Below are 18,492 nucleotides of genomic sequence, written 5' to 3'. Positions count from 1 at the left end.
ATTGTGATGTCATTTTTATTCTGCCGAGGAGTCGCTATGAGTCATTTTCGTCCGGTTGAATTACAACACGCCAGCCGACTGCTTAATCACGGCCCCACCATTTTGATAACCAGTCGTGACGCGAATACAGAACGGCGTAATGTGATGGCTGCCGCGTGGTCAATGCCCGTGGAATTTGATCCGCCGCGGGTAGCCATTGTTGTCGACAAGACGGCCTGGTCGCGCGAACTGATCGAACGTAGCGGTCAATTTGGTATTGTTATTCCAGGTGTTGCCGCGACGAACTGGACCTATGCCGTAGGGAGTGTTTCCGGTCGAATAGAAGATAAGTTCAACTGCTACGGCATTCCGGTAGTCAAAGGCCCGGTATTGGGGCTGCCGCTAGTAGAAGCCAAGTGTCTCGCCTGGATGGAATGCCGCCTGCTTCCTGCCACAGCGGCTCAGGACAAATATGACACCTTGTTTGGCGAAGTGGTCTCGGCTGCCGCTGATGAGCGAGTCTTCGTGGAAGGTCGTTGGCAGTTTGATGATGGCAAACTCAATACCCTGCATCACCTTGGTGCCGGAACATTTGTCACCAGCGGGAAACAGGTTACTGCCGGTAAATAATCACCGACAAATGGATGGCAGATCCGCCTGTCATCCCTATCAGCCTTCTCAAAACTTCCGAAAAACCAGTCAGATAAATCGTTTCCCTTACCTTGCTGAATCATTCATGTGAATTATAGTTAATCGTGCACTAAGTCAAATATTGGTTCAAAACGCAATCCGTTAAAGCAGCATCTCCCCAGAACTGGACTTATGAAGTGTCAGAGAGGTCTTACGATGCAACTTAATAGAATCGCACAAAGCTTTATACTTGCTGGGTTATTAACGTCTTTTGCTGTTCCCGTCATGTCTGCTGAAGCCCCAAAAGAGGCGACGGCAGCCACGCAACAAGCCAACAATGCACTCTACAATCAACTCCCCTTTTCTGATAACACCGACTTTACCGACGCGCACAAAGGCTTTATCGCCCCGATTCCTCAGGACGTGATCAAAGGTGAACAAGGCAACGTTATCTGGAATCCGCAACAGTACGCGTTTATTAAGGAAGGCGATAAGGCACCGGATACGGTAAACCCGAGCTTGTGGCGCCAGTCTCAGTTGATCAATATCAGCGGGTTGTTTGAAGTCACGGAGGGTGTCTATCAGATCCGTAACCTCGATTTGTCGAATATGACCATCATCGAAGGTAAAGAAGGTATCACCGTTGTTGACCCATTAGTGTCGGCAGAAACGGCCAAAGTCGGCATGGATCTCTACTTTAAAAACCGTGGCAAAAAACCGGTTGTCGCGGTGATTTATACCCACAGCCACGTCGACCATTACGGTGGTGTGCGCGGTGTTGTTGATGAAGCCGATGTTAAAGCAGGCAAAGTGAAGGTCTATGCGCCTGCCGGTTTTATGGAAGCAGCGGTTGCTGAAAACATCATGGCCGGTAACGTCATGAGCCGCCGCGCCAGCTACATGTACGGCAACCTGCTAAAACCGGATGCTAAAGGCCAGGTCGGCGCGGGACTGGGAACCACCACTTCCGCAGGGACGGTTACACTGATTGCGCCAACGAATATCATCGAGAAAGATGGGCAAAAAGAGGTTATTGATGGCCTGACCTATGACTTCATGTTGGCTCCAGGCTCCGAAGCGCCTTCAGAAATGTTGTGGTACATCGAAGAGAAAAAACTCATCGAATCGGCTGAAGATGTCACCCATACCCTGCACAACACCTACTCTCTGCGCGGTGCAAAAATTCGCGAACCGTTGCCGTGGTCCAAATACATCAACGAAGCAATTGTTCGCTGGGGTGATAAAGCGGAAATTCTGATGGCACAGCACCATTGGCCAACCTGGGGCAATGACAAGGTGGTGAGCCTACTGAAAAGCCAACGCGATCTATACCGTTATATTAACGACCAGACGCTGCGCATGGCCAACGAAGGTCTGACCCGTGATGAAATCGCGGCGAACTTTAAGTTGCCGGATTCACTGGCACACACCTGGGCGAACCGCGGGTACTATGGCTCCGTTAGCCATGATGTGAAAGCCACCTACGTGCTGTACCTCGGCTGGTTTGACGGCAACCCAGCCACACTTGATGAACTGCCGCCGGAAGAAGCGGCGAAGAAATTCGTCGACTATATGGGCGGTGCGGATGCCATTCTGCAAAAAGCAAAAGCTGACTACGATCAGGGCAACTATCGCTGGGTTGCACAGGTGGTGAGCAAAGTCGTATTTGCCGATCCGAACAACCAGGCCGCGCGAAACCTGGAAGCCGATGCGCTGGAACAATTAGGCTATCAGGCAGAGTCTGGTCCGTGGCGTAACTTCTACCTGACGGGCGCACAAGAACTGCGCAACGGCGTGGTGAAAGGCCCGACGCCGAATACGGCCAGTCCGGATACTGTCCGCGCCATGACGCCAGAAATGTTCTTCGACTACCTGGCGGTACATATTAACGGGCAGAAAGCGGGCGATGCGAAATCAGTATTCAATATCGACCTTGGTAGCGATGGTGGTAAATACAAACTGGAGCTGGAAAACGGTGTTCTGAACCATACCGCTAATTCTGAAGCGAAAGATGCGGATGCCACTATCGCGCTCAATCGCGATACGCTGAACAAAATCATCCTCAAGGAAGTGACGCTGAAGCAGGCGCAAGACAGCGGTGAGGTGAAAATTACCGGAGACGGCGCCAAGCTCAACGCCATGCTCGGTTACATGGACAAATTTGAATTCTGGTTCAATATTGTCACGCCATAATGGCATCAAAAACGGGCGAATGACTCGCCCGTTTTTTCTCACATACTGTAACCGGGTTTTTTAATCAACGTGTCCATCTGCGGCACGATTTCCGCATCCCATACGGCTTGCCACGCCTCAGGCTCAATCTCATTCAATGCCACGCTGACTGAGCTGTCTTTGCTTTGCAAATGACGAATAATGACATCTGTAATATCCGCCGCCAGCGCGGTTTTTTGTTCATCGGTAAGGGCGCGAGGAAAACATTTAATATCGATATGCGGCATTGCAGGTTCCTTATTGTTTTGGGTAAAACAGCGATAACGTAATATGCGCCAGTTAGCAAAATTCCTCCAGACGTCTTTCATCTACATTGATGCTCAGATGCACAACGTTACCGGCCTGGCAAACGTTGAAAGCCGATTTCGACGATCGGCTTTTTCAAAACCACCACGGTTAATTCTTACAAACAAACCGCTCACCAAACGCAATATCTTTCCGCAGTTCGCTTTGCATTGCCTCGAGTGCATCCTGCTCAACGCGGCTCAGGTCAGTTAGCGCAATAACGCGAGATACTCCGTTGACACCCAATTCTACTGGCTGGGCAAAAAAACGGGCGTATTGGCTGCCGCTTTCTACATATGCGCATTCTACAATGCCTTGTTCCCCACTCAGTGCACGGAGTAACGACAAACAAAAACGTGCGGCTGCCTGCCCCATTGATAATGTGGCCGACCCGGCTCCCGCTTTAGCCTCGACGACCCGAGTCCCGGCATGTTGTACCTGGTCTGTCAGCGCACGGATCTCGTCATCGGAAAGTTTTATCTCCGTAAGCTGCGAGAACAACGGCAGGATCGTGACGCCTGAATGTCCACCGATGACCGGAACCTCAACGTCCCGCACGCTGCAGCCTTTCATTTGTGCAACAAACGTATTTGCGCGAATGACATCCAACGTGGTGATACCAAAGAGCTTGTTTTTATCGTAGACGCCAGCCTTTTGCAGGACATTAGCGGCAATCGCCACCGTGGTATTAACAGGGTTAGTTATAATACCAATACAGGCATCAGGGCATATATTTGCGACATCACCAATAAGCTGATGAATAATATTGGCATTAATACTAAAGAGGTCAGAACGATCCATTCCCGGCTTACGGGCAATACCGGCACAAACAATAACAATATTTGCACCATCTAACGCATGTTGGATCTGAGTGCCACAATATCCGTGAATATGCACATCGGTTGGAATATGGCTTAAATCAACAGCAATCCCTGGTGTTGCTGTTGATATATCGTATAGAGCTAGCTCAGCCCCATCTGGCATGTGTAATTTAAGGAGCAACGACAAAGCTTGCCCTATTCCTCCGGCAGCACCAAGAAGAGTAACTTTCATATAATATCCTTTGCAGGGTTATCGATAGATATAATTGACCACGCGATGGCTCAGATAAACATCGCGGTAAAACAACCGCCAACAACAAATAAGCAATTATTACTGAAAATCAAAATACGCCAAGCATTGGCCAATAATACAATGCGCATAATGCATAAATCAGACAAGCAATCGCACACAGTACAATACCGACGCGCGGATAATCATTGATAGCAACCTTCCCGGTACCAAAGACCAACACGCCCGGAATGGTGTTATAAAACATCAATAATGGATATGCGCCAATAATCATCCCACCCGGTAACGCCAGCATTGCCGGTGGCAGACCTGCCGCATGGGCAATACCAATCAGTACAGGCAACATTGCTGCCGCCATCGCGGTCGTGCCCACAAAGAAAATATGCATGTATTGCACGACGATAAGCACGACAATCAGCAAGGCGATGGTACTCAGCGTGGATAAACCCAGATGGTTAAAGATCAACATCGATATCCATTCTGCCGCACCGGTTTTCATCAAAATAGCCCCCATACTGACACCACCGCCGCAAATGAACAGCACTTGCCACGACACGCCTTTATTGGCTTCCGACCAATTAATCACGCCAATTTTAGGGAAGAAGAGCAGACAAGCCCCCAGCATACAGGCCGTGGTAGAATCGACACCTATCCAATCACCGGTGACCCACAGGAAGACCACGCCGAGGAAAATCCACAACGTTTTCCACTCAGCCGCAGACATTTTTCCCATCCCGTCCAGACTGTCTTTAATCAACTGCTCTCCACCGGGGATATGCGATTGCTCAGGCGGATAAGCAAACTGCAGGTAGATCCAGGTAATAAACGTCATCAGTAATGCTGGCGGGAACCCGACTATCAAAAAATCCAGATAGGAGATCATTGGCCCACCGGCATTATGAATAAATTCAACGGTAATGGGGTTCGGTAAATTGGCAGTCAAAATACCGCCACTGATCGTGGAATTGGTAAACGACATGGTGAGCAGCAAATTCACTGCAAATTTTGTTCGCCCTTCTTCTTTAAATAACGCAATTAAATTCAGACAAATGGGTAGCAGGATCGCGACCCTTGGGGTTGACGACGGAATAAAGAATGCCAGCACAATATTCGCAATGGTCACCCCCAGTGTTAAATTACGCACGCTACTGCCGGTAACTTTAAGAATTAAAAAAGTAATCCGTTCTGCTAAGCGTGTTTTGGTTAGCGCCACAGCCATAATAAATGCGCCAACCAGAAGATAAGAGGAAGATGAAGAAAATCCCGACAGTGCCATTTTTAAGCTGCATACTTTTAATAATACGGCAGCAGGAACAATCAGTAAGCTTGAAACAACAATGGGGATGGGTTCGGATAAGAACAGGATAAAAACACCCGCAAACAATACCAGCGCATGCTTCCCCTCCATGGAAAGTCCTGCCATGGGAAATGTATAGGTAATCGCCATCGCCAGGATCGCTAACGGAATTCCCCACCGTTTCTTAAACGACAACGCTTTTATTTTTTCTGCCATTATTATTAGCCTATTTGAGCAAGCCAGCCACAAACGTGGCTGGCATCTGTAGAGTTAACCCGGATAAACAGCGTCAATCGTTTCGCAGCCTTTCGCCGCGAGCGCTTTATCCACCCAACTGCGATCGGCTTTTCCGGTCTGCGCTGCAACCAGTTTTGCATGGTCGTTGGCAGAAAACTTGCGAGCTTCTTCCAGCAATTTTGCCGCATCATGTTTAGGGATCACAATGACGCCATCACTGTCACCGACGATAATATCGCCCGGCGTAACGTGAATATTGCCGCAGGCTACAGGAACATTGACTTCGCCTGGACCTTCTTTGAATGGGCCGCCAGGGGTGTGACCTGTCGCATAAACTGGAACCCCCATTGCATAGATGGTATCAAGATCACGCATTGGTCCGTCCAGCACGATGCCCGCAATGCCTTGAGATTTGGCGTAGGCGACCATGATCTCGCCCATCAGCGACTGGCTGCTGTCCCCTTCGTTGGAAACGATCAGAATGTCGCCAGGTTTAATCATGTTCAGCGCTTTATGCATCATCAGATTGTCGCCAGGACGCGCTTTTACCGTCAGCGCAACACCAACCATATTTTGTTCCGCAGGTGCCGTCATGCGTCGGATGCGGCAATTCATCGCGCTCAGCCGCCCCATACAGTCGGCAATATTTGCTGCTGGTATGGTTTTGAAACCTTCGATAACATCAGCTGTAGGCAGTTCACGTTGAGTAAAGACTCTGAATCCAATAGACATTTTATTCTCCAGTACGTCGTAAATATTATTTAATCAGGTGGTTAACACACAGACTCGGGGATAGTGGTTTTCCGTTAAGGAAATTAATCACGTTGTCAGCGGCATGCGCAGCCATCGCGTCTAACGCATCAGGCGTGGACCCGCCAACATGCGGGGTCATAACAACGGTGGGTTGTGAGGCAATAGCATCGCTGAGGGGCAGTGGTTCATTAACGAAAGTGTCCAGACCTGCACCTGCAATTTTTCCACTCTGCAAAGCCGCTACCAGCGCATTTTCATCAATCAGCGGCCCTCTGGCGGTATTAACCAGAATTGCACCATCAGGCAGTAGTGAAAGCGCCTCTTCGTTAATCAGATTTCGGGTAGCGGGAACCAGCGGACAATGTAGGCTGAGCACCTGGCTTTGGCGAAGCAACGCCGGTAAATCGTTGACAAGTGTGACCTGTTCGATTGGGCTGGCCTTGAGCATGGGATCGTAAGCGACGACCTTCATGCCCAGCGCTATACAGAATTGCGCCAGCGTTTGTCCTATTTGGCCAAAACCCACCAATCCCAAAGTGCGTCCACTTAATTGTTGGCCGTTTCCGGCGCGGCTCCAGTTCCCTGTGCGTAAATCTCGGTCATAGGATGCAATGCGCCTGGCGGCCGCCAGCATGAGCCCTAATGCCAGTTCGGCAACCGATTGTGAGTTTGTTCCCGGCGTCACGAGGACGGGAATATTTCGTTCCGTCGCCGCATCGACATCAATGTTGCTTACGCCTACGCCATGTTTGGTGATGACTTTCAGCGTTGGACAAGCACGGATAGCTTCGCCCGTTAGCGCCATCGTGCGTGAAATAACAGCATCAACAGGCTCAGTGGATAAAATCGACAGGATCGCCTGCGGATCCGTTGAATCATTTACATAGATTATTTTACAGTCAGCATCTATTAGTTTTTTAACACCCTTCGGCGCCAGTTTTGGTGCCGTCATTAATACGGTAAAACGCATCCTCTTCTCCTTGCCATAGTCGGGATGGGAGATTTTTACCCCAGGACAAGGCGACGCAACAGGCAATAATATTGATAGCGGCAATAACTTTTCGTTAAATAGCGTAAAAACAAAATTCGCTTATAAACATCATAAAATACAGTTGGTTGTATTAATTCACCAGGATGTTATTGCGTAATAATGCGGAACTGACAGGCGGCATGGTTCACACATTTCGCCGTATTTTCTTACTTTTTATGCAAGAGAAAACGTCATCTTTTTGCTGTCAGGTCAAAAAATAATGGCGCGTCATTCTCTACCATGCTGTGACGCTAATACCGGGCGGATGGGAAAAGGTGCTGTAGAGTCATGAATCTCAATATTCGCGATTTGACGTTTTTTTATGTTATTGCAGAAGTGGGTAGCCTCGCTCAAGCCTCAGAACGCCTTGGGCGCTCGCAACCTGCGCTGTCAAAATGCATCCAGCGTCTGGAAGAGGAAGTGGGTACACAATTATTGACCCGCAGCGGGCACGGTATAACGCTTACCGCCGCGGGTGAGTTACTGCGCGAACGGGCCAGAAAGCTCTGCTTTTTTATGGAGCAAACGGAACAGGACCTCGAAAACTATGTTCGCGGGGTGTCAGGCAAAATACGTATAGGCTGTGTACCGACTGTCGCTGAATATCTCATTCCTAAGCTTTGTCAGGCTTTTCTGACAGAAAACCCCCTCGCTATGCTCGAAATTGTTCCCGGAGTAAATAATTATCTCTGGGATAATCTGCAGAATTATCAGTTAGATATCATTATTGTTACTAAAACGATTAGCTATGAGAACGCTATTATTTACCCGATAATGGAGGATGCTGTGGTTTTAGTCGGCAGCTGCGAGCATCCTATTTTTACAAAAGAGTTGAAGTCAATTACGCCTCAAGACCTTGTCGAATACAAATGGTTGTTATCGGGGAAAAATACGGCCTCCCGACGCTGGATCGATCAGTTTTTTATTAGCCGGGGGCTTCCGCCACCGCGAGCCCAGATAGAAACATCATCGTTCCATCTCATGCCAAAAATCCTTGCGGCAAATAAAGAATTACTGGGCTTCATACCCCGGCGTAATTTGACCAAGGGCGGCGTGGTATATAAACAATTGAAGGAAATCCCGCTGGAAGGAACAGCAAATTCCCGTCATTTTATTCTTGGTCGACTCAAGGATCGCAGCCCCTCTCCCATCACAGAACGACTTATCAGGATGATCCGCGAACAGGGGCAAGACATGTTTTAAGCGTTCATCGCGTCAAATAATTCTGTTATTTTTCAGTACAGTACGCAGCCGCGGGATTTGACAAACCGCGTCCGCGATGGCGCTGATATTGGGCGTATTATCCTGAAACCAGTCATGTCCTGGCCCCCAGGTGCGCATAACAGCAATATAAACATCCAGCAACGTGAGCTGATCGCCAAACGCGTACGGTTCGGCGCTTAGCTGGTCATTCAGCCACATATAAAGCGATTTACGGTACTCAATGCAGCCCTTTTTCAACTGCGCCGGGGCGTCCGGTGCCCAGCGTTGTGGATAATCGGCATAGGTAAACGTGGGATAGACATTTGCCACCAGCCAAATCAACAGGCGCTGAAATTGTTGACGTTCCACATGTCCGACAGGCGGCGCCAGTTCGGGCCTGCTGTCCAGAATCATCAGCGCAACAGCCGCCGTTTCCGTCATCACATTGCCATTTTCCAGTATCAGTGTGGGCACCTGACACAGCGGATTCATAGTTTTTAGCAACGCCCGCGACGGCCCGTCGCTGTCAAAGCCGTCCACATTAATAAAGCTGTAAGGGATCTCCGCCAGTGTAAGCATCACTTCACTGATGGCCGATCCCCAGCCCGGTACCCCATAGACCTTAATCATGCTGCAACCCCTCAATGTTAAAACCCTAAGTGTAGAGCAGCATTCGACAATCTATGCAGCCGGAATTATTACTCTCATAATAACAATGCCGGAGACTACAACCGTCATAACGGATACGGGAGAGAATAAGAGATGCGTTCGAGTATGTTTGAATATATGAGCATTTTTGTGCAGGTTGTCGAACAAGGTGGTTTTGCCAAAGCCGCTGATGTGTTGCACCTGCACCGCCCCGCGGTGACGAAAGCAATTCAGCATCTTGAGGACGATCTGGGGACGAAACTCCTAAACCGAACGACGCGGAAGGTTACCCTGACCGAAGAAGGTGACGCATTTTACCGGCGGACCAAGGCACTGCTGGGTGACGTGGATGACATCATGGCCTCTTTCTCACCAACACGGCCTCCGCGTGGAAAGCTCAGGATCAACGCGCCACTGTCGTTGGCTCACTCGATTATCGTTCCCGCGCTAAGCGACTTTCAGTCACGCTATCCGGACGTTGAGATTGTTCTCACCTCCACTGACCGCAAAATTGATCTGCTTGCGGAGGGGATCGACTGCATGATCCGCATTGGAGAATTGCAGGACTCCTCGCTAATATCCCGACGACTTGGCGAGGTTAAAATGGTGACCTGTGCGTCCGCAGATTATCTGGCTACACGGGGCATCCCACAGACACCGGATGATTTAGCTCAGCATCAGGCACTCAACTTCTTTAGCGAACGTCATCGTGACGCGTTGGAGTGGTCCTTTATCAACGACGGGAAAACGGTATCGATCGTGCCAGCAAGCCGAATGAGCGTAGACAACTCCGACATTCTGCTAACCGGTTGTTTATCTGGGCTGGGAATCATACACGGCGTTCACGCCGTACTGGCGCCCTACCTCCAGTCGGGACAACTGATTGAGGTGCTGCGTGACTATGCGGGAGACGCTAAACCGGTGTCTGTTCTCTACCCGGACAGGCGCTATCTGGCCCCGCGCGTGCGGGTTTTTATTGACTGGCTGAGTCAGCTTTTCGTACAGCAAAAACCACGACTTCAGGGATTATTACAATTTGAGTAATAGTGAAGTTCCGTAATGGCGGTTTTTCACCCTCACCAGAACCAATACATTGTGCGGACTCAAGTCAGAACAATTTACCGAGGTCCGCTATGTCTAAAGTCGTGGTTTTCAATCAAATGGGTGGCGCTGATGTGCTGAATATTCAGGATATTCAGACCCCGGCACCGCTTGCAAACGATGTTCAGATCCGCGTTCGTGCAATAGGTATTAACCGGGCGGAAATTATGTACCGTACCGGTCAGTATATTTACCAACCCAATTTTCCTGCTCGCCTGGGCTATGAAGCCTCCGGCATTGTTGAAGCCGTCGGTGACAATGTGAACGAGTTCGCACCAGGCGATCGCGTGAGCGTCATTCCGGCATTCAGCTTTCATCAGTACGGTATGTATGGCGAAATCGTCAATGCGCCCGCTCATGCGGTCGTTAAACATCCGGAAAACCTGAGCTTTGCCGAGGCCGCCGCCAGCTGGATGATGTATGTGACTGCTTTTGGCGCGCTGGTGGAGTATGCCAATATCGGACCTGGCGATAACGTGCTGATCAATGCCGCGTCCAGCAGTGTTGGTCTCGCCGCAATTCAGATCGCCAACATGGTCGGTGCAACACCTATTGCGATGACGCGAACCCATGAGAAACGCGACGCCCTGTTACAACTGGGTGCCGCTGAGGTCATTGCCAGTCAGGAGCAGGACCTGGTCGCAGAAATTAACCGTATAACCGATGGCAAAGGTACCCGCGTGGTCTTTGATCCGGTCGGCGGCCCCGGTGTGGCGAAAATAGCCCAGGTAATGCCTGCCGGAGGGTTATTTTTCCAGTACGGTTCGCTGGACGGTCGCGATTTGTCGATCCCGGTGATTGAGATCCTTGGCCGCCATTTGACCTTCCGCGGCTATGAGCTTTTCGAAATCACCACTGATGCTGAAAAACTGGCACGGGCTAAACGTTTCATCTTTGAAGGATTGCAATCGGGGCAACTCAAACCACTGATTGATAAAACCTTTGCATTTGATGACATCGTTAAGGCACACCAGTACATGGAAGCCAACGGCCAGGTAGGCAAAATCGTCGTTACCCTGTAATCGCTGTGCGGCACAACCCTGTGCCGCAACGCTCTTCCACGTATTTACAGAACCTTCGACAAAAACTGCTGCGTGCGCGTGTGGCGTGGATAATTTAGCACCTGTTCACTGCTACCCTGCTCGACGATTTTGCCGTCAACCATAAACACCACCTGATCGGCCACTTCCCGGGCAAACCCAATTTCATGCGTCACCACAACCAGCGTGGTTCCCGACTGTGCCAGTGACTTAATCACGTCCAGCACTTCGCCCACCAGTTCAGGATCGAGTGCGGACGTCGGCTCATCAAATAGCATCACGCGCGGATTTAACGCCAGCGCGCGGGCAATGGCGATACGTTGCTGCTGGCCTCCGGATAAATGCCGCGACCAGGCATCGGCTTTTTGCCGCAGTCCGACAGCATCCAACAAAGTAAATGCCCGCTCAATAGCCTCTTTGCGCGAAGCCAGTCCGTGTGCAACAGGCGCTTCAATCAGGTTTTCCAGCACCGTTAAATGCGGGAACAGGTTAAAGTTCTGAAATACGTAGCCCACATTGATACGCTGGCGCAGGATTTCCGCCTCTTTCAGCTCATACAATCGGTCTCCCTGAAGGCGGTAGCCAATATAATCACCGTCAATCTGAATAAACCCCTCATCGACACGCTCCAGATGATTAATCGCCCGTAATAGCGTTGATTTACCTGAACCGGAAGGCCCGAGAATAACCGTGACCGTACCGGGTGGGATCTCCAGCGATACGTTGTCCAGTGCCTTATGGCGACCAAAATATTTGCTGACGCCGGTAATGGAAATATGACCTTCAGGCGAGTGGGACATGGATAGCCTCCTGCTGTGGAACCTGACGACGACGTTTAGCCGTGCGACTCACCCTGGCGGTGTTAATAGCGGATCGTCTCTCACTGCGTGCCAGCGCGCGTTCAACCAGATGCTGAATTAATGACAAAACACTGGTGATCACCAGATACCACACGGCGCCAACCATCAGCAGCGGAATCACTTCCTGGGTGCGGTTGTAGATCATCTGGATGGTGTAGAACAGTTCCGGCATGGCCAGTACATAAACCATCGCCGTTCCTTTTGCCAGGCTGATAATTTCATTGAACCCGGCGGGCAAAATAGTGCGCAATGCCTGTGGCAGGATAATACGCAGCGTGCGGCGCCAGGCAGGCAATCCCAGTGCGGCGGCCGCCTCATACTGACCATGATCAACCCCAAGAAATCCGCCGCGAATAATCTCAGCGGTATAAGCACTTTGCACCAGCGTCAGGCCAACAACCGCCGTGGAAAACTGTCCGAGTACGTTAATAGTCTCAAAGCTGCCCCACTGGAGAGCAGTGAACGGTATGCCGATCGCCAGCGTGTCGTACAAATAGGAGAAGTTGTACAAAATGATCAACACCACAATCAACGGGAGTGAACGAAACAACCAGATGTATCCCCACGCCAGGCTGTTTAGCAGCCAGGATGATGAGAGTCTGGCCAGCGCCAACAACCCACCAAATACCACGCTCAGTAATGTCCCAATGAGCGTCAACAACAGCGTTTGCCCAAGTCCAGACAAGATAACCGGGTCGAAGAACCAGCGAGCAAACACGCCCCATTCCCAGCGCGGATTAAACGCGACAGACTGAATAATCGCCGCCAGCACAAACAGGGCAATAATCGCCCCTACGGTGCGCATCGGGTAACGTGCCGGGACGACTTTGATGGTTGCAGTCGTTTTCATCTTCTCTCCTCAGGCAATTTTGGCCTGACCTGCGATAGTCAACAGTTTGGTGAAGCGCAGTCGTCCATCAAAAGGCGGCTGGCTGTACTCTTCTGGATTACGTGTGGTATCGAACTGAGGATCGTACCCCTGATTCAAATAAAGCCGGACAGCCTCTGGCTGGCGAAAGCCCGTGGTCAGGTAGATACGGCTATAGCCCGCCAGTAATGCCCGCCGCTCCAGTTCCTGCACCACGTGCGCTGCCAGCCCCTGCTTACGCAGGCTGCTTTTCGTCCAGATACGCTTAATTTCAGCGGTGTCTTTGTCATAGGGTTTGTAAGCCCCGGTGGCGATAATTTCGCCGTCGCGCTCCAGCACCACAAAAATCCCCTGTGGAGCCAGATACCATTCGGTTAGCTCCACTTCAGCATCACGAGAAAAATAATCGCCATAGCGGGCGGCATATTCACCAAACAGTCCGTTGAGGATCGGCTGTAGCTCAATGGCTTCGGGCGAGACAACGCGGAATTGATCGCTCACATTGACCTCCTTAGTCGCCTAAACCGGCAGGGTTAACTTCAGATTGCGGGATACGTTCTACCCCTTCCCCCCAGCGGTTCAGCACCTTGTCATAGTCGCCATTGCCGATCACACCGTTGAGGGCAGTTTGCACCGGCAGCACCAGGCCACTGTCTTTTTTCAGCGTGACGGCAATATGTGCGGCTTTCGGCCATCCGCCATCGACGCTGCCCACCAATTGCGTTTTACCATTGAGCGCCGCTTTCCAGGCCCCAATGACATTCGGACCAAAGTAAGCATCTGCACGACCTGACTGTAGAGCCAGCGTCTGAGCAGCATCATCTTTGGTATACACTGGCGTAAACGGTTTTAATCCTTTCTTCAGATTCTCTTCGTTCCACGCCAACAGAATGGCCTCCTGATTCGTCCCTGAACCGACGATAATGCGCAGCCCGGCAATATCTTCCGCCTGTTCAATTTTCGTCAGCGTGCTGCCGGTTTTGACATAAAAACCCAGGGAGTCCTTACGATAAGTGGCAAAATCGAACTTCTCTTTCCGCGCTTTGGTCACGGTGATATTGCTGATCGCAGCATCGTATTTCCCGGACGCCACGCCCAGTGGCCAGTCTTCCCATGACGTGGGTACGACATTTAGCTCCAGCCCCAGGCTATCGGCAACCAGGCGAGCAATATCGGCCTCACTGCCGATGAGCGTTTTATTATCATCGGCAAATACAGTCAGCGGCGGCTGGCTCAGTCCGGCGATAGCGACCGTGAATTTACCCGGTACAGCCAGGTGCAGGTTAGCGGGTAACTGCGCAATCGCCTGTGGATTTTTAGCCGTATTAATCGGTGTTTTATTGGCTTCCAGGCTCACGCCGGTGCCGTTGATAGTGACGTCATTTGCCCAGACAGTCGCGCTGAAAGCCAGTGACAGCGCAAGAAGTAGTGATTTTTTCTGCATAGCGTTTTTCTCTTATTGTGTGAATTGATTTGCAGGTGTTGCCAGCCCCAGGCTTGCACGCAGCGTCGTGCCGGGATAGTCGTGGCGAAATAAACCGCGCGCCTGAAGCACGGGAATAACCTGTTCGACAAACCGTGGAAAGGTATCTGGCGTTCCCCCCTGGATGATGAAACCGTCGGCGGCTTTTTCCTCGAACCACTGCTGCAGACCATCAGCAACGTGTGCCGGTGTTCCACTAAAACGTGGTCGTGGACTGGCAGCTTCCAGCGCCACCTGACGCAGGGTTAATCCCCGCTCCCGCGCATTGCGCTTGATCTCGTCAGTGGTACTACGAAAACTGTTTTCCCCGAGGGTGCCAAGATCCGGGAACGGTGCGTCCAGCGGGTACTGGCTAAAATCGTGATGTTCAAAATAGCGTCCCAGGTAATTCAGCGCGTCGGTGATCGACACCAGTGCTGCGGTCGCCTGATACTGTTGCTCTACGTCAGCGTCACTGTCGCCAACAATAATGCTGACGCCCTGGAAAATATGCAGTTCATCGGCATGACGTCCGACAGCTTCAAGCTGACTTTTTACATCCTGATAAAATGCTTTGGCTTCAGACAGCGATTCCTGATGGGTGAAAATAGCGTCCGCATGCTGCGCCGCCAATTTTTTCCCATCTTGTGATGCGCCTGCCTGAAATATAATCGGGCGACCTTGTGGGGTGCGGCCAATATTTAATGGCCCTGCCACCTGGAAATAATCACCATGATGGTTCAGGGTATGTAATTTCTGCGGATGAAAGAACTCGCCACTTGTTTTATTGCGGACAAACGCATCGTCTTCCCAGGAATCCCACAGACCTTTCACTACCCGTAAATATTCATCGGCAATGCGATAACGTTGCGCGTGCTCAGGATGCTGGGCACGGGAATAGTTTTTAGCAGAACCTTCCAGTGGGGATGTCACCACATTCCATCCGGCCCTGCCCTGGCTAAGATGGTCCAGACTGGCAAACTGTCGTGCGGTAGTAAACGGCTCGCTATAAGAGGTAGAAACCGTGCCCACCAGGCCAAGATGACGGGTAACGCTTGCCAGTGCAGATAATACCGTCAGCGGCTCAAAACGATTTAAAAAATGTGGAATAGACTTTTCATTAATATACAGGCCGTCAGCGACAAAAATAAAATCCAGTTTCCCTTTCTCCGCAATATGTGCAGTCTCTTTTACAAAATCAAAATTAATACTGGCATCAGCACGCGCTGCCGGATGACGCCATGCTGACATATTCCCGGAAGCACCATGCAAAATAGTGCCCAGACGTAGTTGCCGATTTTCAGCCATAGTAACCCCTACCCAACAGGTAAATTAAAGGTGTGCGAATGCCGTTTTTGCTAAATGTGCAAAGTAGTGTGCGGCAGGTTCAATTAACCTTTCATCCGGATTAAACCCCGGATGATGTAATCCGTATTCACTGGCACTACCGATGCTAACAAACGCCCCAGGCGTATTTTGCAAATAAACGGCAAAATCCTCCCCGCCCATATGCAGGTCGGCATGATGCGTCGTGTAACCGGATTGTCTGGCGACTTTGGTCGCAATATCGGCCCAGTGCGCGTCATTGACCAGGGCCGTAGGCCCGGCGTGCCAGATAACATCGATCTGTGCGCCAAAGGCGTGGGCAAACCCAGCGGCAATATCACTGACGCGTGATTTGACCTGTTGTTGCACCTCTGCGCGATGTGTCCGGAGCGTCCCTTCCAACTCAACGGATTCCGGTAGTACATTCCATGTATTTCCCCCCTGAATTCGGGTGACGCTAAGCACCACCGAATCCAGCGTATTGACCTCACGGCTGGCGACACTTTGTAATACCGTCACCAATTGACTGGCGAGCAGGATGGCATCTTTTCCCTCGTGCGGACGTGCCGCATGCGCGCCTTTTCCGGTAATACGCAGCACAAAGCGATCCACATTGGCGTAAAACGCCCCTCCTCGGGTGGCAAAATCGCCTACCGCCAACCCGGGCTCGTTGTGCATGCCAAAAATCGCGGCCACATTTTGCAGGGCTCCGGCACGGATCAGCGTTTTAGCTCCACCAAAACTTTCTTCTGCCGGCTGAAACAAAATACGCACGCGCCCCGGTAGCGTGTTTTCCTCCTGCTTAAGCAACAGTGCGGCGCCGAGCATCACGCTGGTGTGAATATCATGTCCGCAGGCATGCATCACCCCCGGTGTGACGGAGCGAAACGGTACATCCGTGTTTTCTTCGATCGGTAAAGCATCGATATCCGCCCGCAGAGCGATGACATTTTCTCCCTGACCAATTTCGGCAACGACACCCGTTTTCAGATTGAACGGCAATAGTGTGACATCTGCAGCATGCAACCAGTCACGAATACGCGCGGTTGTCGCGACTTCCTGGAGGGACAGCTCCGGGTGCTGATGTAGCTCGCGACGCCAATCGATAAGCTGTGAGGCTAATGACATCAGACAACCTCCATCGTACTGTGGGCCTGTGCCAACAGGCGTAGCGATGTCAGGCGTGCATGACCTTCAGCCACCGGCGTATCGATAATGAACTCATCAATACCGTATTGCGCCTGCAATGAACGCAGTGTTGCCACCACCTCCTGGGCGCTCCCCTGCAGTAGCGCCTGCTCACGCCGGGCGATTGTTCGCGGTGCGCTGCCCGCCTGCGCGGCGAAAGCCAGCGCCTGCTCTTCACTGGCGACGGTGACGCGTTGTCCGTCCTCCAACTCGACGCCCCAGATTTGTACCTCTTCCGCCAGTTGCGCAGCTATATCACTGCTGTCAGCCACAATAACCTGCACGGCGACAATCGTTGGACGTGAACTGTTGGCCTGCCAGAAGCTCAGCACCTTATGCAATAATGCTTTGTCGCCGTTCAGGTGCGCCGCGAAAATAAAGTTCCAGTCGGACTCTGCCGCCAGGCGTGCACTTTCTACGCTCGCGCCCAGCACAAATCTTTGCGGCGGCGCAGGCGGGAGCGGTGTCGGGAATACTGTCTGCCCGCTTTCTGTCCCGGTCAGCGCCAGCCAGGCGTTCAGTTGAGTAAGCTGGTCGGCAAAACTGCCTTTTTCTTCCTGATGCAGACCCACCTGCAGTGCCTGTGTTGACAGCGGTAAGCCGCCTGGTGCTTTCCCAACCCCAAGATCGACACGTCCTGGTGCCAGTGAGGCCAGAAGATTAAAGTTTTCCGCTACTTTGTAGGGGCTATAGTGTTGCAGCATGACGCCACCGGAGCCCACACGAATGTGCTGGGTTTGTCCCAGTATCCAGGCGATCACCAGTTCCGGTGATGGGCTGGCAAGTTGCGGCGTATTGTGATGCTCAGCTATCCAAAAACGGTGATATCCCCACTCTTCTGCGCGTTGTGCCAGGCGCAGCGTACGGGCCAGTGCGGTTGCGGCAGTTTCACCTTCCCCGATGGGGCTTTTATCCAGAATACTCAGGCGATATGACATGTTGCAGGCCTATATTTGTTAACATGTCAGTATTATTAAATCATCAAATAACCATATAGAAACATTTAATTCACATTTGCTCAGCTAAAAAACAGATAACCAACCCCGCAGCGATCAGGGATAACGTTCATACCAACAGGAGTCAAACTTCCGGTTTTTAACGCGGCACTATGCAGAAAAAATGGCTTGTATTTGCATACTACAAAATATAATAGGTTTTTTATTGATACCGGAAAGACGGCAACATCCTTTTCCGTTTGATTTATTTTTACACACGCGTTCAGTATTGAATTTACTTTAAGTCAGGCTAAACACCTGTCTGTGTTATGCGCTTGTATTGATTG

The 18,492-nt window shown here is 51.1% G+C and carries 16 protein-coding genes and 1 pseudogene; 5 read left to right on the top strand and 12 right to left on the bottom strand.

What is annotated here, in order from left to right:
* Nucleotides 1-36: 36 nt before the first annotated feature.
* Nucleotides 37-609: a flavin reductase family protein gene (locus tag NNN64_RS18530; protein ID WP_271442337.1), complete on the top strand. Its 573-nt coding sequence runs from the start codon at nt 37-39 to the stop codon at nt 607-609.
* Nucleotides 610-825: 216 nt separating this feature from the next.
* A complete protein-coding gene (locus NNN64_RS18525; protein ID WP_271442336.1) occupies nt 826-2,802 on the top strand; it encodes an alkyl/aryl-sulfatase in 1,977 nt (658 codons plus the stop codon).
* 38 nt (nt 2,803-2,840) lie between these two features.
* Here the strand turns inward: NNN64_RS18525 and pptA are convergent, their stop codons facing one another.
* The 5 genes from pptA to NNN64_RS18500 form a co-directional block, all read right to left on the bottom strand.
* Nucleotides 2,841-3,068, bottom strand: a complete 228-nt coding sequence (gene pptA, locus NNN64_RS18520; protein WP_271442335.1) for a tautomerase PptA — start codon at nt 3,066-3,068, stop codon at nt 2,841-2,843.
* Nucleotides 3,069-3,237: 169 nt separating this feature from the next.
* Nucleotides 3,238-4,179: a malate dehydrogenase gene (gene mdh, locus NNN64_RS18515; RefSeq protein WP_271442334.1), complete on the bottom strand. Its 942-nt coding sequence runs from the start codon at nt 4,177-4,179 to the stop codon at nt 3,238-3,240.
* A 109-nt stretch (nt 4,180-4,288) separates the two neighbouring features.
* Nucleotides 4,289-5,710, bottom strand: coding sequence for an SLC13 family permease (locus NNN64_RS18510; RefSeq protein ID WP_271442333.1), 1,422 nt, complete (start codon nt 5,708-5,710; stop codon nt 4,289-4,291).
* Between the two features lie 54 nt (nt 5,711-5,764).
* Entirely contained in the window at nt 5,765-6,463 is a 699-nt protein-coding gene (locus NNN64_RS18505) for an RraA family protein (RefSeq protein WP_137381838.1), read from the bottom strand.
* A 25-nt stretch (nt 6,464-6,488) separates the two neighbouring features.
* Nucleotides 6,489-7,454 (bottom strand): hydroxyacid dehydrogenase, encoded by a 966-nt coding sequence (locus tag NNN64_RS18500; RefSeq protein ID WP_271442332.1) that lies wholly within the window; start codon nt 7,452-7,454, stop codon nt 6,489-6,491.
* Nucleotides 7,455-7,802: 348 nt separating this feature from the next.
* Between NNN64_RS18500 and NNN64_RS18495 the strand changes: the two genes are divergently transcribed.
* Nucleotides 7,803-8,717 carry a LysR family transcriptional regulator gene (locus tag NNN64_RS18495; protein ID WP_271442331.1) on the top strand — a complete coding sequence of 305 codons (915 nt, stop codon included), beginning with the start codon at nt 7,803-7,805 and terminating at the stop codon, nt 8,715-8,717.
* Between the two features lie 12 nt (nt 8,718-8,729).
* Here NNN64_RS18495 and NNN64_RS18490 read toward each other — a convergent pair whose 3' ends face one another.
* Nucleotides 8,730-9,347 (bottom strand): glutathione S-transferase family protein, encoded by a 618-nt coding sequence (locus NNN64_RS18490; RefSeq protein WP_271442330.1) that lies wholly within the window; start codon nt 9,345-9,347, stop codon nt 8,730-8,732.
* Nucleotides 9,348-9,479: 132 nt separating this feature from the next.
* On the opposite strand from NNN64_RS18490, the gene NNN64_RS18485 reads away from it, so the two are divergent.
* Both NNN64_RS18485 and NNN64_RS18480 read left to right on the top strand, forming a co-directional pair.
* Nucleotides 9,480-10,409, top strand: coding sequence for a LysR family transcriptional regulator (locus NNN64_RS18485; protein WP_271442329.1), 930 nt, complete (start codon nt 9,480-9,482; stop codon nt 10,407-10,409).
* A gap of 89 nt (nt 10,410-10,498) precedes the next feature.
* Nucleotides 10,499-11,488 (top strand): zinc-dependent alcohol dehydrogenase family protein, encoded by a 990-nt coding sequence (locus NNN64_RS18480; protein WP_271442328.1) that lies wholly within the window; start codon nt 10,499-10,501, stop codon nt 11,486-11,488.
* A 44-nt stretch (nt 11,489-11,532) separates the two neighbouring features.
* Here NNN64_RS18480 and NNN64_RS18475 read toward each other — a convergent pair whose 3' ends face one another.
* The 6 genes and pseudogenes from NNN64_RS18475 to NNN64_RS18450 all read right to left on the bottom strand — a co-directional run bounded on the left by NNN64_RS18475 (nt 11,533) and on the right by NNN64_RS18450 (nt 18,148).
* Entirely contained in the window at nt 11,533-12,306 is a 774-nt protein-coding gene (locus NNN64_RS18475) for an amino acid ABC transporter ATP-binding protein (RefSeq protein ID WP_137381829.1), read from the bottom strand.
* Nucleotides 12,290-13,216, bottom strand: coding sequence for an amino acid ABC transporter permease (locus NNN64_RS18470; protein ID WP_271442327.1), 927 nt, complete (start codon nt 13,214-13,216; stop codon nt 12,290-12,292). The genes NNN64_RS18475 and NNN64_RS18470 overlap by 17 nt, the downstream gene beginning before the upstream one ends.
* Nucleotides 13,217-13,225: 9 nt before the next feature.
* Nucleotides 13,226-13,735: a GNAT family N-acetyltransferase gene (locus NNN64_RS18465; protein ID WP_271442326.1), complete on the bottom strand. Its 510-nt coding sequence runs from the start codon at nt 13,733-13,735 to the stop codon at nt 13,226-13,228.
* A gap of 10 nt (nt 13,736-13,745) precedes the next feature.
* Nucleotides 13,746-16,004 (bottom strand): annotated as a pseudogene (locus NNN64_RS18460) (NtaA/DmoA family FMN-dependent monooxygenase).
* Nucleotides 16,005-16,028: 24 nt separating this feature from the next.
* Entirely contained in the window at nt 16,029-17,150 is a 1,122-nt protein-coding gene (locus NNN64_RS18455; RefSeq protein WP_271442325.1) for an amidohydrolase, read from the bottom strand.
* On the bottom strand, nt 17,150-18,148 hold the full coding sequence (locus NNN64_RS18450; RefSeq protein ID WP_271442324.1) for an MsnO8 family LLM class oxidoreductase: 999 nt from the start codon (nt 18,146-18,148) through the stop codon (nt 17,150-17,152). Before NNN64_RS18450 ends, NNN64_RS18455 begins: the two co-directional genes overlap by 1 nt.
* Nucleotides 18,149-18,492 lie beyond the last annotated feature (344 nt).

The organism is Citrobacter sp. Igbk 14, from assembly GCF_028069825.1.
Classification (GTDB): domain Bacteria; phylum Pseudomonadota; class Gammaproteobacteria; order Enterobacterales; family Enterobacteriaceae; genus Citrobacter.
Note: the sequence above shows the minus strand (reverse complement) of the source record. Positions and strands in the feature narration are given on the sequence as shown.

Excerpts from the sequence above, each read along its gene's own strand:
- NNN64_RS18500 (WP_271442332.1), bottom strand. The coding sequence starts at position 7,454 with ATGCGTTTTACCGTATTAATGACGGCACCAAAACTGGCGCCGAAGGGT.
- NNN64_RS18470 (WP_271442327.1), bottom strand. The coding sequence starts at position 13,216 with ATGAAAACGACTGCAACCATCAAAGTCGTCCCGGCACGTTACCCGATG.
- NNN64_RS18485 (WP_271442329.1), top strand. The coding sequence starts at position 9,480 with ATGCGTTCGAGTATGTTTGAATATATGAGCATTTTTGTGCAGGTTGTC.
- pptA (WP_271442335.1), bottom strand. The coding sequence starts at position 3,068 with ATGCCGCATATCGATATTAAATGTTTTCCTCGCGCCCTTACCGATGAA.
- NNN64_RS18480 (WP_271442328.1), top strand. The coding sequence starts at position 10,499 with ATGTCTAAAGTCGTGGTTTTCAATCAAATGGGTGGCGCTGATGTGCTG.
- mdh (WP_271442334.1), bottom strand. The coding sequence starts at position 4,179 with ATGAAAGTTACTCTTCTTGGTGCTGCCGGAGGAATAGGGCAAGCTTTG.
- NNN64_RS18495 (WP_271442331.1), top strand. The coding sequence starts at position 7,803 with ATGAATCTCAATATTCGCGATTTGACGTTTTTTTATGTTATTGCAGAA.
- NNN64_RS18530 (WP_271442337.1), top strand. The coding sequence starts at position 37 with ATGAGTCATTTTCGTCCGGTTGAATTACAACACGCCAGCCGACTGCTT.
- NNN64_RS18455 (WP_271442325.1), bottom strand. The coding sequence starts at position 17,150 with ATGTCATTAGCCTCACAGCTTATCGATTGGCGTCGCGAGCTACATCAG.
- NNN64_RS18525 (WP_271442336.1), top strand. The coding sequence starts at position 826 with ATGCAACTTAATAGAATCGCACAAAGCTTTATACTTGCTGGGTTATTA.
- NNN64_RS18450 (WP_271442324.1), bottom strand. The coding sequence starts at position 18,148 with ATGTCATATCGCCTGAGTATTCTGGATAAAAGCCCCATCGGGGAAGGT.
- NNN64_RS18510 (WP_271442333.1), bottom strand. The coding sequence starts at position 5,710 with ATGGCAGAAAAAATAAAAGCGTTGTCGTTTAAGAAACGGTGGGGAATT.
- NNN64_RS18505 (WP_137381838.1), bottom strand. The coding sequence starts at position 6,463 with ATGTCTATTGGATTCAGAGTCTTTACTCAACGTGAACTGCCTACAGCT.
- NNN64_RS18475 (WP_137381829.1), bottom strand. The coding sequence starts at position 12,306 with ATGTCCCACTCGCCTGAAGGTCATATTTCCATTACCGGCGTCAGCAAA.
- NNN64_RS18490 (WP_271442330.1), bottom strand. The coding sequence starts at position 9,347 with ATGATTAAGGTCTATGGGGTACCGGGCTGGGGATCGGCCATCAGTGAA.